General features: G+C 70.8%; 16 protein-coding genes and 1 pseudogene. 10 read left to right on the top strand and 7 right to left on the bottom strand.

All coding sequences use genetic code 11. The features are described 5' to 3' along the window. The first annotated feature begins 26 nt into the window (after positions 1 to 26). Entirely contained in the window at positions 27 to 1,280 is a 1,254-nt protein-coding gene (locus EAS64_RS11100; protein WP_187365837.1) for an ISKra4 family transposase, read from the top strand. Positions 1,281 to 1,339: 59 nt separating this feature from the next. Here EAS64_RS11100 and EAS64_RS11095 read toward each other — a convergent pair whose 3' ends face one another. Beyond that, the gene (locus tag EAS64_RS11095; RefSeq protein ID WP_145852845.1) at positions 1,340 to 1,543 is read right to left on the bottom strand and encodes a cupin domain-containing protein; all 204 of its coding nucleotides are present in this window, start codon (positions 1,541 to 1,543) and stop codon (positions 1,340 to 1,342) included. 253 nt (positions 1,544 to 1,796) lie between these two features. Here EAS64_RS11095 and EAS64_RS11090 point away from each other — a divergent pair, with 253 nt between their 5' ends. Genes EAS64_RS11090 through EAS64_RS11075 form a run of 4 tightly spaced genes read left to right on the top strand, consistent with a single transcriptional unit; the run spans position 1,797 to position 5,521 of the window. After that, a complete protein-coding gene (locus EAS64_RS11090) occupies positions 1,797 to 2,168 on the top strand; it encodes a YciI family protein (RefSeq protein ID WP_145852844.1) in 372 nt (123 codons plus the stop codon). Further along, on the top strand, positions 2,165 to 3,421 hold the full coding sequence (locus EAS64_RS11085) for an RNA polymerase sigma factor (RefSeq protein WP_145852843.1): 1,257 nt from the start codon (positions 2,165 to 2,167) through the stop codon (positions 3,419 to 3,421). Before EAS64_RS11090 ends, EAS64_RS11085 begins: the two co-directional genes overlap by 4 nt. A gap of 31 nt (positions 3,422 to 3,452) precedes the next feature. Further along, entirely contained in the window at positions 3,453 to 4,133 is a 681-nt protein-coding gene (locus EAS64_RS11080; RefSeq protein WP_145852842.1) for a winged helix-turn-helix domain-containing protein, read from the top strand. Continuing rightward, positions 4,130 to 5,521, top strand: coding sequence for an MFS transporter (locus tag EAS64_RS11075; protein ID WP_187365836.1), 1,392 nt, complete (start codon positions 4,130 to 4,132; stop codon positions 5,519 to 5,521). Before EAS64_RS11080 ends, EAS64_RS11075 begins: the two co-directional genes overlap by 4 nt. Positions 5,522 to 5,590: 69 nt before the next feature. On the opposite strand, the gene EAS64_RS11070 is transcribed toward EAS64_RS11075, so the two are convergent. After that, a complete protein-coding gene (locus EAS64_RS11070) occupies positions 5,591 to 7,078 on the bottom strand; it encodes an HNH endonuclease (protein ID WP_145852840.1) in 1,488 nt (495 codons plus the stop codon). Between the two features lie 502 nt (positions 7,079 to 7,580). On the opposite strand from EAS64_RS11070, the gene EAS64_RS11065 reads away from it, so the two are divergent. Together EAS64_RS11065 and EAS64_RS11060 are read left to right on the top strand one after the other, a co-directional pair. Further along, positions 7,581 to 7,904: a carboxymuconolactone decarboxylase family protein gene (locus tag EAS64_RS11065; RefSeq protein WP_222849202.1), complete on the top strand. Its 324-nt coding sequence runs from the start codon at positions 7,581 to 7,583 to the stop codon at positions 7,902 to 7,904. An 87-nt stretch (positions 7,905 to 7,991) separates the two neighbouring features. Continuing rightward, complete coding sequence (locus EAS64_RS11060; protein WP_145852838.1) at positions 7,992 to 8,390, top strand: hypothetical protein; 399 nt, start codon at positions 7,992 to 7,994, stop codon at positions 8,388 to 8,390. 113 nt (positions 8,391 to 8,503) lie between these two features. On the opposite strand, the gene EAS64_RS11055 is transcribed toward EAS64_RS11060, so the two are convergent. The 3 genes from EAS64_RS11055 to EAS64_RS11045 form a co-directional block, all read right to left on the bottom strand. After that, a complete protein-coding gene (locus EAS64_RS11055) occupies positions 8,504 to 9,106 on the bottom strand; it encodes an AAA family ATPase (protein ID WP_145852837.1) in 603 nt (200 codons plus the stop codon). A 181-nt stretch (positions 9,107 to 9,287) separates the two neighbouring features. Then, on the bottom strand, positions 9,288 to 10,058 hold the full coding sequence (locus EAS64_RS11050) for an SDR family NAD(P)-dependent oxidoreductase (RefSeq protein WP_246115627.1): 771 nt from the start codon (positions 10,056 to 10,058) through the stop codon (positions 9,288 to 9,290). A gap of 78 nt (positions 10,059 to 10,136) precedes the next feature. Continuing rightward, positions 10,137 to 12,398, bottom strand: a complete 2,262-nt coding sequence (locus EAS64_RS11045) for a HelD family protein (RefSeq protein ID WP_145852836.1) — start codon at positions 12,396 to 12,398, stop codon at positions 10,137 to 10,139. 446 nt (positions 12,399 to 12,844) lie between these two features. On the opposite strand from EAS64_RS11045, the pseudogene EAS64_RS47410 reads away from it, so the two are divergent. The 3 genes and pseudogenes from EAS64_RS47410 to EAS64_RS11030 all read left to right on the top strand — a co-directional run. Continuing rightward, positions 12,845 to 13,324 (top strand): annotated as a pseudogene (locus tag EAS64_RS47410) (GH25 family lysozyme); the annotation flags it as partial. Next, positions 13,227 to 14,159, top strand: a complete 933-nt coding sequence (locus EAS64_RS46690) for a GH25 family lysozyme (protein WP_369333559.1) — start codon at positions 13,227 to 13,229, stop codon at positions 14,157 to 14,159. The pseudogene EAS64_RS47410 and the gene EAS64_RS46690, both read left to right, overlap by 98 nt. A 102-nt stretch (positions 14,160 to 14,261) precedes the next feature. Next, a complete protein-coding gene (locus EAS64_RS11030; RefSeq protein WP_145852834.1) occupies positions 14,262 to 14,534 on the top strand; it encodes an Ada metal-binding domain-containing protein in 273 nt (90 codons plus the stop codon). 73 nt (positions 14,535 to 14,607) lie between these two features. Here the strand turns inward: EAS64_RS11030 and EAS64_RS11025 are convergent, their stop codons facing one another. Together EAS64_RS11025 and EAS64_RS11020 are read right to left on the bottom strand one after the other, a co-directional pair. Beyond that, positions 14,608 to 15,054 (bottom strand): ester cyclase, encoded by a 447-nt coding sequence (locus EAS64_RS11025; protein ID WP_145852833.1) that lies wholly within the window; start codon positions 15,052 to 15,054, stop codon positions 14,608 to 14,610. A 123-nt stretch (positions 15,055 to 15,177) separates the two neighbouring features. Then, positions 15,178 to 16,443 carry an MFS transporter gene (locus tag EAS64_RS11020; RefSeq protein WP_222849201.1) on the bottom strand — a complete coding sequence of 422 codons (1,266 nt, stop codon included), beginning with the start codon at positions 16,441 to 16,443 and terminating at the stop codon, positions 15,178 to 15,180. Positions 16,444 to 16,527: the final 84 nt, after the last annotated feature.

Genomic DNA, 16,527 nt, shown 5'->3' with positions numbered 1-16,527 from the left:
ATGCCGGCCTGGAGGCCGCGGAGACGGTGATCCGGGCCGGGATGCTCAAGGTCGGGGCCGGCATGCTCGGGGAGCTGCTGTCTGCCGACCGGGGTCACCGCGGCCCCCGGGTGCCGTGCGGGAACGGCCACCGGGCGGAATTCATCTCCTACCGGGAAAAGGTCATCGACACGGTGCTGGGCCCGGTCACGCTGAACCGCGCCTGGTATCACTGCGCGGAGTGCAAGCACGGCCTGGCGCCGCGCGACGCCGAACTCGGCGTGGCCGGCGCTTCCCTGTCCCCGGGCCTGACCGCGATGAACGACAAGGCCGCAGCGGCAGGGCCATTCGCCGGGGCAGCCGCCATGCTGGAAGACCTGGCCGGGATACGCCTGACCGTCAAGCGCACCGAGCGCGCTGCCGAGGCCAGCGGCGCCGCGCACGCAGCGCGGGACCGCGAGCGGGCGGCGCTGACCGCCGCCCGCAAGCTGGTCCCGCTGCCGCTGCGGCCGGCCCCGGACATGCTCTGCGGCGTGATCGACGGCACCGGCGTCCCGATGACTGCCAGGGAGACGGCGGGCCGGGAAGGCAGGGGCGAAGACGGCCGCGCCCGCACCCGCGAGGTCAAGCTCGCCGTCTTTTTCAACCAGTCGGAACTCAGCGACGAGGGCTACCCGGTCCGGGACCGGGCCTCCTCCAGCTACATCGCCAGCTTCGAGACCGCGAGCGCCTTCGCCGGCCTGGTGAAAGCAGAAGGGATCCGCCGCGGCGCCGACCACGTCCGGCAGCTGACCTTCATCGGTGACGGCGCCGCCTGGATCTGGAATCTCGTAACCGGTACGTTCCCCGCGGCCACCCAGATCGTCGACCTTTACCATGCCCGCGAGCACCTGCACAGCCTGGCACGGTCCCTGGAGTTCATGCTGCTGGACCACTACGGCGAATGGCTGGAAGCCCGGCTCGAAGACCTCGACTACGGCTACATCGACGGCATCGAGGCTGCCGTCCGCGAGTTCCCCCTCGAAGGAACCAAGAAAACCGAGGCCGACAAGGAACTCGGGTACTTCCTCAACAACGCCCCCCGGATGCGCTACAAGTGGTTCCGGCAGTGCGGCCTGTTCGTCGGCTCCGGAGTCGTCGAGGCCGGCTGCAAGACCATCGTCGGCCAGCGCCTCAAACAGGCAGGAATGCACTGGACCACCAGCGGCGCAGACTCCATCATCACCCTGCGCTGCCGCGAGGCCAGCAGCAAGTGGGAAGCCATCTGCAACACTCCCGACACTCAGACGCGAACCGCCTAACCAGCCCAGGCCCGAAGATGATCTTGGCTACCTACAAAATTGGCGCACACCCCCGCAGGTCAAGGCAGCTTGACGACGGTGAGCAGCACGGCGGAGTCGGCATGCGCGGTCAGGCTGTGCGGCGCCGCGTCAGGCACCAGCAGCAGGTCGCCCTCGCGGCCCTCCCAGGAGTTGTCGCCCGCGGTGAGGGTGACCCGGCCGTGCAGCACGAAGACGGTGGCCTCGCCCGGGCTGGCGTGCTCGGCGAGGGCGGCGGTCTCCACCTAGTTCCTGGCTGCGGCGTCCGGTGAGGTGCGGCCGAGCCATTCGAGTATCTCCCCGAACGGTTGCCTGGTAACTCCCGGCCCCCACGGCGATCGCCCGGGCGAGCCGGCCGCCCCGTGGCTAGCCGCGCAGGCACCCCTTATCCGCATCGGTGCGGCGGGAATTCGCCGGGGGATGTCAAGATGGCGGCACCGGCTCCGACCAACGGGCGCAAGGGCCCAGCCGGGGCCCGCGAACCACGAGGAGTGCGACATGCAGTTCGTGATCAGCCTGCACATCAACCAGGCCGTGCTCGACGCGCTGACCGACGAGGAGAAGCAGGCGCTCGGCGCCGGCCATCAGAAGTTCATCGAGGCGCTGAAGGCCTCAGGCGAACTGATCACCACCCAGGCGCTTGCCGACCCGTCGCAGACCGCCGTCGTGTCGGTGCGCAACGGGCAGCCGGTGGTGACCGACGGGCCGTTCCTCGAGGCCAAGGAGTACCTGGGCGGTTTCTACCTGATCGACTGCGAGAACAAGGAGCGGGCGATCGAACTGGCGGCGCAGATCCCGGACTGCGCCATCGCGGGCCTGGGGGTCGAGGTGCGGCAGGTGATGTTCGCCGACGGCTTGCTTGACGCATGACGACGCCGGCCATCGAGGACCTGCTGCGTGAGCTCACGCCGCAGGTCCTCGGCCCGCTGATCCGCAGGCACGGCCAGTTCGAAGACTGCGAGGACGCGGTCCAGGAGGCCGTCCTGGCGGCCGCCGTCCAGTGGCCCGCCGAGGGCGTACCCGACAACCCGCGCGGCTGGCTGCTGACCGTCGCGTCCCGGCGGCTCATCGACCAGGTGCGCAGCGAGCACGCGCGTCGCGAGCGGGAATCCGCGCTGGCCGCCGAGTCGGTGACCTCTGAGGCGGCGACCTCCGAGGTGGCCGCCAAGGACGTGCCGGACACCGACGACACGCTGGCGCTGCTGTTCCTGTGCTGCCATCCCACGCTGACCCCGGCCTCGCAGACCGCGCTGACGCTGCGCGCGGTCGGCGGCCTGACCACGGCCGAGATCGCCCGCGCGTTCCTGGTACCCGAGGCCACCATGGCGGCCAGGATCAGCCGGGCCAAGCAGAGCATCAAGGCCGCGGGCAGCACGTTCACCGTGCCGGAGGGTGCCGAGCGCGAGGAACGGCTCCGGGTCGTCCTGCACGTGCTCTACCTGATATTCAACGAGGGCTACATTGCCTCATCAGGCGCCGCGCTGCAGCGCGCCGACCTCGCGCACGAGGCGATCCGGCTGGCCAGGATGGTACACGGGCAACTGCCCGCGGACGGCGAGGTGAGCGGGCTGCTCGCGCTGATGTTGCTGACCCAGGCCAGGCAGCGGGCACGCGCGACCGCCGCAGGCGAGCTGGTGCCGCTGGCCGAGCAGGACCGCGCCCAGTGGGACCTGGCCCTGATCGAGGAGGGCACGGACCTGGTCAAGGCGTCGATCGCAGGCCCGGCACTGGGGCCCTACGCGCTGCAGGCAGCCATCGCCGCGACGCACGCCGACGCGCCCACGGCACAGGAGACCAACTGGGCGCAGGTGCACGCCCTGTACCTGATCCTGGAACGCATCGCGCCCAACCCGATGGTCACGCTCAACCGCGCGATCGCGCTGGCCGAGCTCGACGGCCCGTGGGCCGGGCTGGCCCTGCTTTCCATCCTGGACGACGACGAGCGCATGGCCGGGCATCACCGGCTGCTTTCCGTGCGGGCGCACCTGCTGGAGAAAACCGGCGACACGGCCGGCGCCTACGAGCATTACCGGCGCGCAGCGAAGGCGACCGCTAGCCTCGCCGAGCGGCGCTACCTGGAATCCAGGGCCAGCAGGGTGAAACCGTCGAGAGATATCTCTTGAAAGCATTCTCTCGAGAGTTTATTCTCGAGAGATGTCTAGCGATGACACGGCCGCGCCGGAGCAGGACGCCGGCCAGCGGGAGATCAGGCAGATTACCGACGCACGGACGCTGCGCGCGCTGACGCACCCGGTAAGGATCGCGCTGCTCGAGACGCTGCTGATGGACGGCGCGCAGACCGCGACCGAGGCGGGGGAGCGGATCGGGGAAACGCCGACCACCTGCTCGTTCCACCTGCGCCAGCTCGCCAAGTACGGGTTCGTCGAGGAGGCGGGCGGCGGCCCTGGCAGGTCCAGGCCGTGGCGGCTGACGTCGATCGGCATGTCGTTCGCCCCGGCCAGCGGCGACTCGGCGGCGAAGGTCGCGTCCGAGGCGGCGCTTGACCTGTTCCGCGAGCGGCAGCTCGCCCGCTACGAGACATGGCGGGCGCATCGCGGCTCCTATCCGAAGGCATGGGAGGAGGCCGCCACCGACAGCGAGTACCTGTTCTACCTGACACCCGGTGAGCTGCGGCAGCTGAACTCCGAGGTGCACGAGGTGCTCATGCGCTGGTTCCGGCTCGACGGCGGGCGGGTCGCGAACGCGGACCGCCGGCCGGCGGGATCGGCCCCAGTCGAGGTACTGCTGTTCGACTACCCGATCGCCGCGCCGGACCGGGAAGCCCCGCGGGATCAGGGGATCGCGCCGGACCAGGACACTGGGCCGGGCCGGTGACCCGGCTGCGGCCGCCGCGCGCGCTGGCGCCGCTGCGGCACCGCGACTTCCGGCTGCTCGTCGCCGGCCAGGTCACCTCCAACGTGGGCGACGCCTGCTACGCGGTCGCGCTGCCCTGGTTCGTGCTCGCCGGACACGGCGGCACGGTGCTGCTCGGCACCGTGCTCGCCGCCTACGGCATCCCGCGTACCGCGCTGATCATGGCCGGCGGCTGGGCCAGTGACCGGTGGCGGCCGCAGACGGTCATGCTGGTGAGCGATGCCCTCCGGGTCGTGGCCATGGCGGCGCTGGCCGTGACGGCGGCAGGCCCAGCCCGCGCGGCACTGCTGATCCCGGTCGCGGTCGTGCTCGGCGCGGGCGAGGGGCTGTTCCTGCCGGCCTCCTTCTCTGTCGTCCCCTCGCTGCTGCCAGGCAACGATCTTCAGGCGGGCAACGCGCTCGCCTCCGGCGGTACGCAACTGGCGTCGCTGGCCGGCCCAGCTCTCGGCGGCGCACTGGTCGCCATGGGCAGCCCGTCGGCGGCGTTCTGGCTCGACGCGGTCTCTTTCGCGGTGTCGGCCGCCACCCTGCTCGCCATGTACCCCGCCCGCTCCGGCACCGCCCGCTCCGGCTCCGCGCGATCCGGCGCCACGCGATCAGGCGACGCGCAGAAGGTACCGGCTGCCGTTCCTGACGCGGCCTCAGGAACCGCGGGTCCGAGCCTGCGCACCCTGCTTCGCACCGAACGGGTGCTGCCGGTCCTCATCGCCATCAACATCGCGGCCAACCTCGGGTCGGCCGGCCTCAACGGCGTTGCGCTGCCGTCACTCGCGCACGGCCCCCTGCACGCGAGCGCGCAGGGCTACGGTGCGATCCTCGCGGGGTTCGCCGCCGGCGCGCTGCTCGGCACCCTCGCGGCGGGCCAAGCGGGCCGGCCGCGTCGGCCTGTCGTCACCGGGTCGGCGGCGTTCCTCATCGAGGCGGTGGCCATCGCGGCCACCCCGTTCCTCGGCGTTGTCGGCTGGGTGATCGCGGCCCAGGCGGTGTTCGGCCTCTGCAACGGGTTCGGCAACACCTACACGGTCACCGCGTTCCAGCGCTGGGCGCCCGCGGGCAGCCTCGGCCGGCTGAACGGCCTGCTGTTGCTCACCAGCTTCGGCATGGCCCCGGTCTCGGTGCTGCTCGCCGCCTGGTTCGGGCACGCGCTCGGCCCGGCGTCATTCTTCCTGTTCGCCGCCGTCACCATCGCCGCCGCGGTTATCGGCGGCCTCACTCAGCGGGCCTGGCGCGACTTCGGCGCCGCTCCGCGCGTGCGTCCCGAGCCGGCCCGCCAGTCCGCTCCGGCCCGGCATGGCGCACCGGCCGGACCAGCAGCGATGAACGCGGGCGGCGAGATCGCCGCGACCTGATGGCCTGACCGCCGTCATGCGTGTCGTGCGGTCATGTGCCCGGCTGCTGCTCGGCCGCATCAGGGAGTTCTACGAGCAGCCGGGCAGGCACGGCGACCCGCTCGACCCAGCCTCGCGACGGCGCGGGGCTGGCGGAGGATGACTGTGCAGGACGTGACGCCCGTCGGGGCTGCGGGCCTCGGCGGTGCCGTCGGGGTGGAGAGTTAGGGTCCAGCCGTGGCGGTGGACGCACACGTCGTGGTGGTACTGACACAGCAGCACGCAGTTGGCGAGTGAGGTCTCGCCGCCGTCTGCTTGGTGCCTGAGGTGGTGGACGTCGCAGTGGGCGGCAGGCCGGCCGCACTGTGGCCAGGCGCAGTGGCGGTCACGGAGCAGGACGGCGCGGCGGATGTGGCCGGGGATGGTGCGGCTGCGGCCGATGTCGAGGGGGAGGCTCGGGGGGTTCCAGGGTTTATCCAGCAGGCTTTGGCGGAGGGCTGCGGCGACGCCGGCGGGGCCGGACACGAGGTCGATGGCGAGGCGGGCGATGGCATAGCGCAGAGCGCGTCGGGCATCGGGTGAGCCGGACGGCGAGGGATGCGCGGTTGCGGGTGGCGGGGCGGCGGTGCGGGCCAGGTCGATGATCTGGTCGATGACGTCGGGGTTGATGGTGGCGGTGACAACGGGGACGGCCTGCGCATCGCAGGCTGCAGCCTGGGCGCCGGTGCCGGTCAGGTAGCCGTCTTCGCCGAGCCGTGCCTTGATCCAGGCGTCCTCCAGGTCACCCGCGCCGGGCATGGCGCGCAGCTGGGACAGCGGAATGTGCACCACCGCCTGGGTGTCGGCGCCTGCCCGGTCCGGGACCAGCCGGGCGCGCATCAGGAGCTCGCACGCCAGTTGCAGCGCATCATGGAACCGTTTCGGCTCGGTCCGGTCATCCTCCGGGCCGGCCTTCTTGCCGAGCGCCTCCAGGACCGCGCGGACCGCGGTGGCGCACTCCGGTGTCAGGTCACCCCTGATCACCCCCGCGCCGCCGAACGTGGTGCCCACCTGGAGGTAGCGGTCGTCGAAGCCGTCGTCGGGACGGTCGGGATCGGGCTGCTGCTGGCGCCAGTTCTCGATCGCGCAGGCCGCGATGGTAGCCAGGTCATCCAGGGACGCCCCAGCCGCGGCAGCTTCCAGCAAGATGCGGTCGGTCCCCTCACGCATCGCCGCGGGCAGCTTGCGGGTCCACCCGGCGATCTCGAAGGCCAGGGAGTCGGTGATGTCCCCGGCTGCGAGCGCTTCGTCGAGCAGCGGCCGGTCGCGCAGCTGGCGCATCTGCCGCACCGCCGCCTTCGCGGCCTTCTTCGTTAGACCCGCCTTCGCCGCCAGCCAAGACGAGGACGTGCCGTACCCTTCGGCGTCATGAGCACCGGCGGCATCGAAGGCGCGCAGGAACCCGGCATGCGCCGCGGTCAGCTTCGCCTGGATCTCACCGAGGGCGATCAGGACCCCACCGCAGGCCGCGCCGTCCAGACCGGCGGCTGCCGTGTTGCCGGCCGCGGCGTTGAGGTAGTCCAGTGCGGCGCCCGCCATGCGCAGCGCCTGCGACGCGGAAGTGAAGGCAAAGCCAGACGCGGTGAAGGCAGAACCAGGGCCGGGACAAGCCCCGCGATCAGGAGCAGGGCCGGGGGCGTCTTCGCCGGCAGGCGCGGATTCCGCGGTGCACACGGCACTCACCTCCAGATGGGGACGGCGTCACGGCGCTGTCGTCGCGTGTTACGCGCGTCCACGCTCGCGCCCTATGCCGGCAAGCCGGCCGTCGATCATCTGAAGTTCTGTCATTAGACTACCAGTTCTATCAACGAACATCAATGCGTCGGATCAAGATCTTTTTTCGATAATCAGACTTCAGCCCGTTAGGCCAAGGGGCGTTGCTGAGGGCAGGAGCTACGGGTTACTTGCGCCCGAGGCACCAGAACTGGCCTGGAATCACCCGTCGAGGAGGATGCCAGCGGTCAATGGTGGCGCTGAACTTGGAGCGTCACGTAGCCGCAGCGCGGCGGCCCGCCGTTCTGCACGGATAGCCGGAGGATCAGTGGGTACCACCGACACGCCAGTCCTTGACACGATCATGGACATCACGACCGCCTCGATTGAGCACAATTCCGTCTCGCCGCGCGATTTCATGCTAGCGAGGCTGGCAGCCCTGATCGCGGTAGACGCCCCGCCAGCGTCCTATCTGGCTAACGCCCCGGCACTCGCGCAGGCCGGGCTGACCGAGCAGGACATCGAGGGCATCATGATCGCCGTAGCACCGGTCGTGGGTACGCCCCGGGTGACCTCGGCAGCCGGGCAGATTCTCCGAGCTCTCGGCATGGCGATCGCCGTGGGCGACACAGGCGAGCAAGCAGACAAGTAGCGTCCGGCGAAAGGGCCTCGCTAGTCGCGGCACCCGCCGAGGCAGGGGCCGCGTCGAATGTCGGGTCTCGTGCCGATACTGGACCTCATGGAACAGCGACAGCCTTCGGAAGCTGAAGCGGTCATCCGCGGCGCCATTCTGGCCGAGAGCCTTAAGGTCGGCACGGGATTCGACGGCCACGGCATGCGGGTCATCCGCTGCGCACGGTACGAGGTCACCGGCGCCGCCGATTATCAGCCGCCCATCTGGACCTTGATTGAATTCGAGGCGGCCGCGAGCATCAGCGATGCGCTAGCCAGCGATCTGGCCGACAGCCTGCTGAGCCCGGGCTGGTACGCGAACTGGAACAGCGACACCGAAGCAACCGTGGTCTTTCCCGGCAAGGTCTTCCGTTACCCGCGCGGCGACCAGGCCGGGCGTGGGGAAGCCCAGGCACACGGCCGTTCCGTTGGCGTTCCTGAGCCGCAACTCGACTGGACCGACTGACTGGCGGCCTGGCGCGGATACTGAAGCATCATTGATCAGCGGTGGCCGTCAGCCGGAAAATAACCGTCCAGCAGATGCCGCTGGTGCGCAGGTCCCGCCCGTAGCCGGCCGCTCTACGACGCCTGCTCTGCCCGCGGGCTGGACCGGTGGCTCCTGACCGCAACCGATGCCGCACGCACGGTCTGCCTGATCAGGTCGACTCGGCCGGCCAGCGGCCCGGCGGGGACGTCGACCAGGCTGAATCCGAGTTCACGGTATGTCTCCTCGTGAATCCGCTCGAAGGCAAGGGAGTCCTCGAAGCTGATCCGCCGCGCCGTAGTGGGCTGGATGAACCCCAGGTTGCGCATGAAGAACACCATCGTCTCGTAACCGCCGCGCGCCATCAGCGCGCTGACCTCGCCGTCCAGCGGAGGCGACGGGGCTGTGCCTGTGTAGGCGGCCAAGTAGCGGCTCAGCGCCAGGGTGCACGCCGGCGAGCGGTCGAAGAACACGGTCCCAAGGTCCGCACGGGCCGCGTCCTGACGCTGCCGTTGCAGGGCGAGGACCTTGCCGATGAAGTCGCGGTCCTGCCACGGCTCGTCGCGGCCGAGGGCGTTGCCGAGCATGATGACGTCCGTCGCGGCCTCCTCGACGACCGCGTACCCGGCCACCTCGAGCATGCGCAGGACAGCCGTCTTTCCGGCACCTGGCGCCCCGGTGAGAATGTAGGACGGCATGAGAAAGCTCCTCTGGTGCAGAATGCGATTTGGTGGAAACAGGAAAGCCTGCGACGCGGCAGAGGATGCGTGGCGGGAGGAAAGGCCTCAGATAAGCAGAGAAGCCGAGAGAAAGCCTCGATCGGCGCCTGCTAAGCCGATCATACGCGAGGCCAGCCGCACCGCCACCGCTACGACAGACTTACCTGAGGTTGATCACGTTCCCGGTGATCAGCGCGGCGGTGTCGGAGGCCAGGTAGGCGATCACCTCGGCGACTTCGCCCGGTGCGGCGATGTGGATGAGCGTCCGGCTCGCCGCCACGTGCGCGCGTACCGCGTCGGTGACCCAGCCGGTGTCGGTGACCGGCGGGTGCACCATGTTCGCCGTGATCCCGTACGGTGCGAGCTCGATGGCGGCCGACATCGTGTAGTTCTCCTGCGCTGCCTTGGCCGCGCCGTAGGAGACCTCCTCGGGGAAGCCGAGCCAGGTCGCCTGGCGCGCGATGTGCCGCCGCGCGAACTCGCCGATCATCAGCGCCGCGCCCATCGCGTCCACGGAGAACTGCCTGCGCCAGCTCGCCGCGGTCACCGGCTCAAGCGTCCGGCCGAGCCGGTCGGTCGCCGCGGCGGCGAAACTGTCAGCCAGCCACCCGGTCGCGTTGTTCACCAGGATGTCGACCGGGCCGAACCGCTCTTCGGCGGTGTCGAAGAGCAGTGCTGGCGCTGCCGGATCGGACAGGTCAGCCTCCACTGCGGCCGCCGCGCCGCCGTCCGCCTCGATGCCGGCGATGACGGTCGCCGCGTCCCGCGCCCGGTTATCCCGGTACGCCCGCGGCGTACCGGGATCGTCGGGGTCAGCCACCCGGAAGAACGTGCACAGCACGGCACAGCCGCGGCGCGCCAGGGCCTGCGCGGTCGCCGCCCCGATGCCATGGTTGGCGCCCGTCACGATCGCGACATGATCATGGATCACGCCATCCATTGTCACGGGAACACGGCGACCGCACCGCCGTCCGCCACTTCCCTGCGGAATCATCCCTACGGGTTCGGCTTACTGCGCTCCGTCCGCCATCTCGTCGAGCGCGGCCCGCAGCACGGCGGGCAGCTCTCCCTGGCTGACCAGCCCGAGCCGGCGGGTCGTCCTGGTGAGCGCCACGTACAGGTCCGACCACCCGCGCGGTGACGACTGCTGGATCACCGCCGGGTCGACCACGATGACCGAGTCGAACTCCAGCCCCTTGGCCTGCTCTGGCGCGAGCACCGCCACCGGGGCGTCAAGGTCGGGCCCGGGAGCCAGGCCGAGCTCCGCGCCGTTCCCCGCGACCAGGGACTGCGGTGCGATCACCGCCACCCGCCCGGCGCCGATCAGCTTCCGCTCCCGCCGCACCAGCGCGGCGAGATCCGCCACGCGGCCAGACCACGGGACTTCATCGGAGTCCCTGACCGACAGCGGCGGCTCAATGCCCGGCGGGAGCAGGGCGGCGGCCAGCGCCATCGCCGGCGCGGGCGTGCGGTAGTTCACGGTCAGCCGCGCGGTGCGCCAGCGCCCCGCGGCCACCGGGTCGAGGACCTGCGCCCACGAGTCGGCGCCGCCAGGCGCGGACGTCTGCGCCAGGTCACCGACGACGGTCATCGACCTGGCCGGGCAGCGGCGCATCACCATCCGCCAGTCCATCGCGGACAACTCCTGCGCCTCGTCCACGATCACGTGCCCGTAGGTCCAGCTGCGGTCGCGGGTCGCCCGCTCGGCGATCGCGCCGCCAGCCGCCGACGCGATGTTCCGGCCGGCGATCCATGTCACGAAGGTGTCGTTCTCCAGTGGCGGCACGACGATGGCCGACGCTTCGACCAGGTCCGCCACCAGCTGCCGCGCGTACTGCAGCGCCTCGGCCCGCTCGGCTTCGTCCTCGGCGCGGCCGCGGCTTGCCGCCCGTTCCTCGGCGGTCAGCATGCCGAGGAGCTCGGCGAGCTCGTCGAGCAGCGGCACGTCGGCGGGGGTCCACGGCCGCGGGGTGAGGCGGGCGATGGCGGCGCGTTCCGCGTCGGTCAGGTCGAGCCGGCCGGGCTCGGCGTAGAGCTGGGTGAGGAGCTGCTGCGGCGCCGCCTCCGGCCACAGGGCGTCGAGCACGCTCGCAATGGCCGGCGTGTCCGCCAGTTCCCCGCGCAGTTCCTCCTCGTCGCCAGGCTCCCATGCCCGCCGGCCGCCGAGGTCGCGTACCCGCTGCCGTGCCAGTTCCCGCACCACCAGGCCGATGAAGACCCGCCGGGCGGCGTTATGCGGGAGCAGGGTGTCGGTGTCCGGGTCGGTGGTTCGCTCGGCCTCGGCGCGGGCACGGCCGCACAGGCCAGGCGTGAGCCGGTAGACAGTGCCGTCGACCTTGATCTCGATGGTGCTCGCGGGCAGCTGGCGCAGCCCGGTGACGGCCTTCGCCAGCACGTCCGCCATCTTCGCGTCGCCCTTGACCCGGGCGGCATCGGCGGGCTCCTGGCCGCGCGCCTCGACGCCGGGCAACAGCGTGGCGATGGTCTCGAGCACGACGTCGTTCTCGCCGAGCGAGGGCAGGACCTGGTCGATATAGCGCAGGAATGTGGCGCTCGGGCCGATCACCAGAATTCCGCGCCGCACCAGTTGCTTCCGGTACGTGTATAGGAGATAGGCGGCGCGGTGCAGCGCGACGACGGTTTTCCCGGTGCCCGGGCCGCCCTCCACGACGAGAATTCCGCGCATGTCATCGCGAATGATGCGGTCCTGATCCGCCTGAATGGTCGCGACAATGTCGCCCATCCGCCCGGTGCGGCCGCGGCGCAGCGAGGCGAGCAGGGCCGCCTCGCCCGTCAGCCGGGTCTCGTCGACGGCGTCCAGGTCGAGCACGTCGTCGTCGAGGCTCACCACCCGCCGCCCGGCGGTGTGCAGGTGACGGCGGCGGGTCACGCCGCAGCGCTCACGCGGCGTGGCGCGGTAGAACGGCTCGGCCGCCCTGGCGCGCCAGTCGACGAGCACCTGGTCGTAATCGTCGCTGCGCAGGCCGATCCGCCCGATGTACAGCCGGTCAGCGTCGTCGAAGTCCAGCCGGCCGAAGCACAGGTTCCGCTCCGCGGCGTCAAGCTCCGCCGCGCGATCCTGGTACTCCTGGACGAACGCCTCGCGCTCCGACCATCCCTGGTCATTCTCCGCGGTCGGGCCGAGCCGCACCTCGGCCAGCCGCTGGCCGGTGGCGGCGCGCAGCGCGTCGAGCCGCCCGTACAGCATTGTCAGATATGCCTGCTCGTGGGTAATTTCGGCCGAGGTCGCCTGCGCGTTAGTTGACGCCATTCCCCGGACTGTGCTATTTTGAAACTGGGACAAGAGCGCGCCCTTCTTTTGCGTGCAGACAGAGAATCCCTACTCTATCAAGAGTTCTGCTATTCCGGTACTTTTCAGCCCGGTATTTTTCAGCACTGCATTGCGCGCTCGTTCATTGCCCGCGGCAGCGGCATCGGCCCAGTCGCGAGTGGCCTCAGGTTCCGGCACTATTCACCGGGCGTTCCTGGTCCCGCGGTCAGCCGGGGCCGTTTCACTCGCACAAGTGAAGTCAGACCGGCCTGGGGTGCCTGGCCTAGCGCGACTCGTGATGTCCCGCCTGCCGAGGACCGCCATGCGCAGGCGTGCCCGCACGCACCGCCCGGCGGTTATCGCCGCGCTGACCGCCTTGGCATTGCCCGGCAGCATCGGAGCGATCCTCGCGGCTTCCGGCGGCAGCCCAGGGGCCTCCCGTCACCATGACCGCACAGCAGGCGCCGACGGCCGCGGGCGCCTCGGCCGCCCCCGCTCCTGCGCTGACGATCGATCCTGATGCCACAGTCCCCGCCGACGGACAGGCAGCCCAGCAGATCGTGGAGAAGCCGCCGCCGGTCGTGGACGGCGTGCGACGGAACAATGTGGGGTCCGCGCACTCACCGCAACTACAGCAGCAGCTGTCCACTTCCGCCGTCACGTCCCCGCCGCCCGCGGACGCGGGAGCGCTCGGTGTCGACGTGGCCGACTACCAGCACGCGAACGGCGCCCCCATCGACTGGCCGCAGGTCGCCGCCGCCGCCGGGTACAAGTTCGCGTTCGTCAAGGCCACCGAGGGCGACTACTACGCGAACCCCTACTACGGTTCTGACCTGGCGCAGGCGAAGGCGGCAGGCCTGTACTCCGCCGGGTACCATTTCGCCATCCCCAACGTCAGCGACGGCGTCAGCCAGGCCGACTACGCCGTCGCGAACGGCGGCTACTCTCCCGACGGACACCCTGCCGCTGGCGCTCGACATCGAATACAACCCCTACGGCGCCGAATGCTACGGGCTGTCGCCCGCCCAAATGGTCGCGTGGCTGTCCGCGTTCACCGGCGAGGCGCAGCGGCTCACCGGCCAGTCGCCGTTCATTTACACCACCGCGGACTGGTGGAGCACCTGCACCGGGGACAGCACCGCGTTCGGGTCCAATCAGCTGTGGGTGGCCGCGTACCGCAGCGGCAGCCCGGAGATGCCGGCCGGGTGGGGTACCTGGACGTTCTGGCAGTACACGAGCCGGGGGAGCGTCCCCGGCATTGTCGGGCACGCGGACGTCAGCTATCTCCTGAGCGCCGCGGTGCGGCTGCTGGATCCAGGCGACCAGCAAAGCGCGGCCGGCGACGCGATTCAGTTGCAGGTCAGCTCGCTCAACGCCGCGGCCGGGCAGTCGCCGCAGTTCACCGCGTCGGGCATGCCGCCGGGCCCGTCGATCAGCACCGGGGGGCTCATCACCGGGACCATCACGGCGGCGGGCAGCTACCGGGTGACGGTAAGCGCCGCGTACTCATCCGGGGTCGCGGGCTCGCTCACCTTCACCTGGACGGTAACGTCACGCCAGCCGTCGCCGCTCCCGACGACGGCCGGGCCCACCCCGACGACGCCGTCGCCCGCGCCGACGCCGACGCCGACCGACCCGTCGCCGAACCCGACGGCACCGTCTTCGCCTCCGCCGTCGTCCGCGCCCTCAGAGTCCCCGGCTTCGCCGACCGACTCCTCGCCGCCGGCCACGTCGTCGTCGGCACCGCCGTCCGGCAGCTGACTCGGCACGCTGACTTGCTCGTGATCCATCGGTGAGAGGCTCATGGCGGGCGGCGATATCACGTTCGGCATGCCCGGCGCGTCTGCCCCAGTGGGAGGCGGAATGAGCTACACGCTGCTCGGCGCGGACGGCACGCCGTATGAGTCGGACGTGCGGGGCGAGTGGGGCGGTCACCGGGGCACCCGGATCTACGGCCGCCTCGACTGTCCGTCGGCGCTGCGCGCCATCGCCCGTGGCGGGTACGTGCGGCACCGTGTCTTCTTCGCCGACGAGGCGGCCGCGATCGCCGCCGGATATCGTCCGTGCGCCGTCTGCTGCCCGGACCGGTACCGCGCGTGGAAGGAGGCGGGGAGTGGCACCACGAACCCGTTCTGAGTCCTGATTAGCGGCACCGGGGAGTGCCGCAGCGGGGCCGGAACCCGCGCACGGCACACCCTGGTTCTCCGCGTCAGGCGTCGGGGATGAGCCCGAGCTGGCGCAGTGCGGTGACGCCGTCGTCGAGGCCGATCTCCTGCGTGATGAGGCCGTTCTCGACCTTCAGTACCGTCGTGCCGGTGAACCGCAGGACCTTCCCGGTGGCGGCGGGCACCGGGCCGTAGGGCGTGTCCTCGAACGCGTCCCCGGTGTGCGTGCCGCCGCCTTCCCACTGGCCGACCACGTAGTCGCCCTCGGCGATCAGGTCGGCGGTACCCCAGAAGTTGAGGTCGGGGAACGCGGCGCGGAATTTGCCCGCGAACGCGCGGACCGCGTCCTTGCCGCGCAGCGGCGTGTGCAGCGAGTACTCGAAACGGATGTTCGGGGCGGCCAGTTCGTCGATGACGGCCGGGTTGAAGTCCTTGCCCCAGAACTCGCTGAACCACCGGCCCACGATGGCCTTGTTCTCCTCGATCGGCATGGGTCCTGCCCCTTTCCTGTGGCGAATCGTCGGGTGCGTCCGTGGGTGGGCGCGCACCACGAAGACGCGCGCCAGGGGGCACGCCGTGAGATGCCGTCGCGGAGTTTTCTCGTGCGGTCGGCCTCATTTCCTGTCCGGGGCCGCGGCGAGCGCCTCCGCTTCTCGCAGGCCAGGCAGGAGCTGGCCGATCACCGCAGCCGCCGTCATCGCGACGGCGAAGGCGCCGATCGCCCAGGCGGCGGACACGTGCTGGACAAACAGGCCGGCGGCAAGCGGCGCCAATGTGGACAGCGCGGTCGCCGCCATGAGCACCGTGTTGCTGACCCGTCCGCGCATCTCCTCCGGCGCGCTGCGCAGCATCACAGCGACAAGTGAGGCGTTCACCGCGGGCGCGAGCAGCATCGAAAGCGCGACCGGCACCGCCACGAGCGGCGACGCAATCAGCAGGGCCGCGACGCCGAACAGCAGCGCGCCGGCGGTGTCAATCGTGGCGACCATCGTCGACAGACGCAGGCGTCCCTGCAGCCGGGGTGCCAGCACTGCGCCGAGCAGCCCGCCGGCCGCGATGGCCGCCTGCACCAGGCCGATCACCGCGGTGGAGGTGCCGTGCTGGCGCAGCGCGAGCGTGATGGTGAAGAACACGCCGGTGAAGGCGAAGTTGACCAGGGGCGCCGCGATCACCACTGTGCGCAGGACCGGCACCTGCCACACCACGCGCAGGCCGTCGGCTACCTCGCGCCACAGCGCCTTGCGGGTGGCCGTCCGCTCCGGCCGGAAGCTGCCTTTGATCCGGCTTACGGTGCCAAACGAAGCCGCGTAGGAGACCGCGTCAGCGAGAAACGGGATGGCACGGCCCAGCGCGAACAGTGCTCCGCCGAGCGCCGGGCCCGCCAGGCTTGCCCCGTACATCCGGGCCTCGGTGGCCGCCCACGCTCGCTCAAGCTGCCCGTCGGGGACGATCGCCGGCAGCGCGGCGGAGGCCGCCGGGTTGAAGATGGCACCCGCGGCCCCTTCGATCAGGCTGACCACCAGAACGACCGGCCATGACGCCAGCTGCACCACGATCAAGACAGCCAGCAGGGCAAGCAGCAGGGCACGCATCGTGTCGCACGCGATCATCGTCAGCCGGCGGTCGAAGCGGTCCGCCAGCGGCCCGCCCGGCAGTTGCACGCAGAACACGGCGATCGCCCGCGCCGTCCCCACGGCGCCCGCGAGCACCGCCGAATGGGTCAGCGCCAAGATGAGCAGCGGGTAGGCGAGCCGTCCGGTCTCGGAGCCGGTGTCGGACAGCAGCTGGCCGATCCACAGCAGCCGGAACCCCGCGTTGTCCCGCAGGGGAACCACGCGTGGCGCGCCGACGGCTGTCCCTGTCCCGCCGACGTCGCTCACGTTCCCCACCATTGCGCATCAATGGCACATTGAAACTAAAAACCGGGCATTTGGCGTAGCGCGGGCTGGCGGGTACCCGCCGCT

Source organism: Trebonia kvetii (assembly GCF_007827045.1).
GTDB lineage: Bacteria > Actinomycetota > Actinomycetes > Streptosporangiales > Streptosporangiaceae > Trebonia > Trebonia kvetii.
The sequence above is the reverse complement of the archived record's forward strand: the minus strand, read 5'-3'. Positions and strand labels throughout refer to the sequence as shown.

Excerpts from the sequence above, each read along its gene's own strand:
- EAS64_RS11090 (WP_145852844.1), top strand. The coding sequence starts at position 1,797 with ATGCAGTTCGTGATCAGCCTGCACATCAACCAGGCCGTGCTCGACGCG.
- EAS64_RS11085 (WP_145852843.1), top strand. The coding sequence starts at position 2,165 with ATGACGACGCCGGCCATCGAGGACCTGCTGCGTGAGCTCACGCCGCAG.
- EAS64_RS11080 (WP_145852842.1), top strand. The coding sequence starts at position 3,453 with ATGTCTAGCGATGACACGGCCGCGCCGGAGCAGGACGCCGGCCAGCGG.
- EAS64_RS11070 (WP_145852840.1), bottom strand. The coding sequence starts at position 7,078 with ATGGCGGGCGCCGCACTGGACTACCTCAACGCCGCGGCCGGCAACACG.
- EAS64_RS11060 (WP_145852838.1), top strand. The coding sequence starts at position 7,992 with ATGGAACAGCGACAGCCTTCGGAAGCTGAAGCGGTCATCCGCGGCGCC.
- EAS64_RS11055 (WP_145852837.1), bottom strand. The coding sequence starts at position 9,106 with ATGCCGTCCTACATTCTCACCGGGGCGCCAGGTGCCGGAAAGACGGCT.
- EAS64_RS11045 (WP_145852836.1), bottom strand. The coding sequence starts at position 12,398 with ATGGCGTCAACTAACGCGCAGGCGACCTCGGCCGAAATTACCCACGAG.
- EAS64_RS11030 (WP_145852834.1), top strand. The coding sequence starts at position 14,262 with ATGAGCTACACGCTGCTCGGCGCGGACGGCACGCCGTATGAGTCGGAC.
- EAS64_RS11025 (WP_145852833.1), bottom strand. The coding sequence starts at position 15,054 with ATGCCGATCGAGGAGAACAAGGCCATCGTGGGCCGGTGGTTCAGCGAG.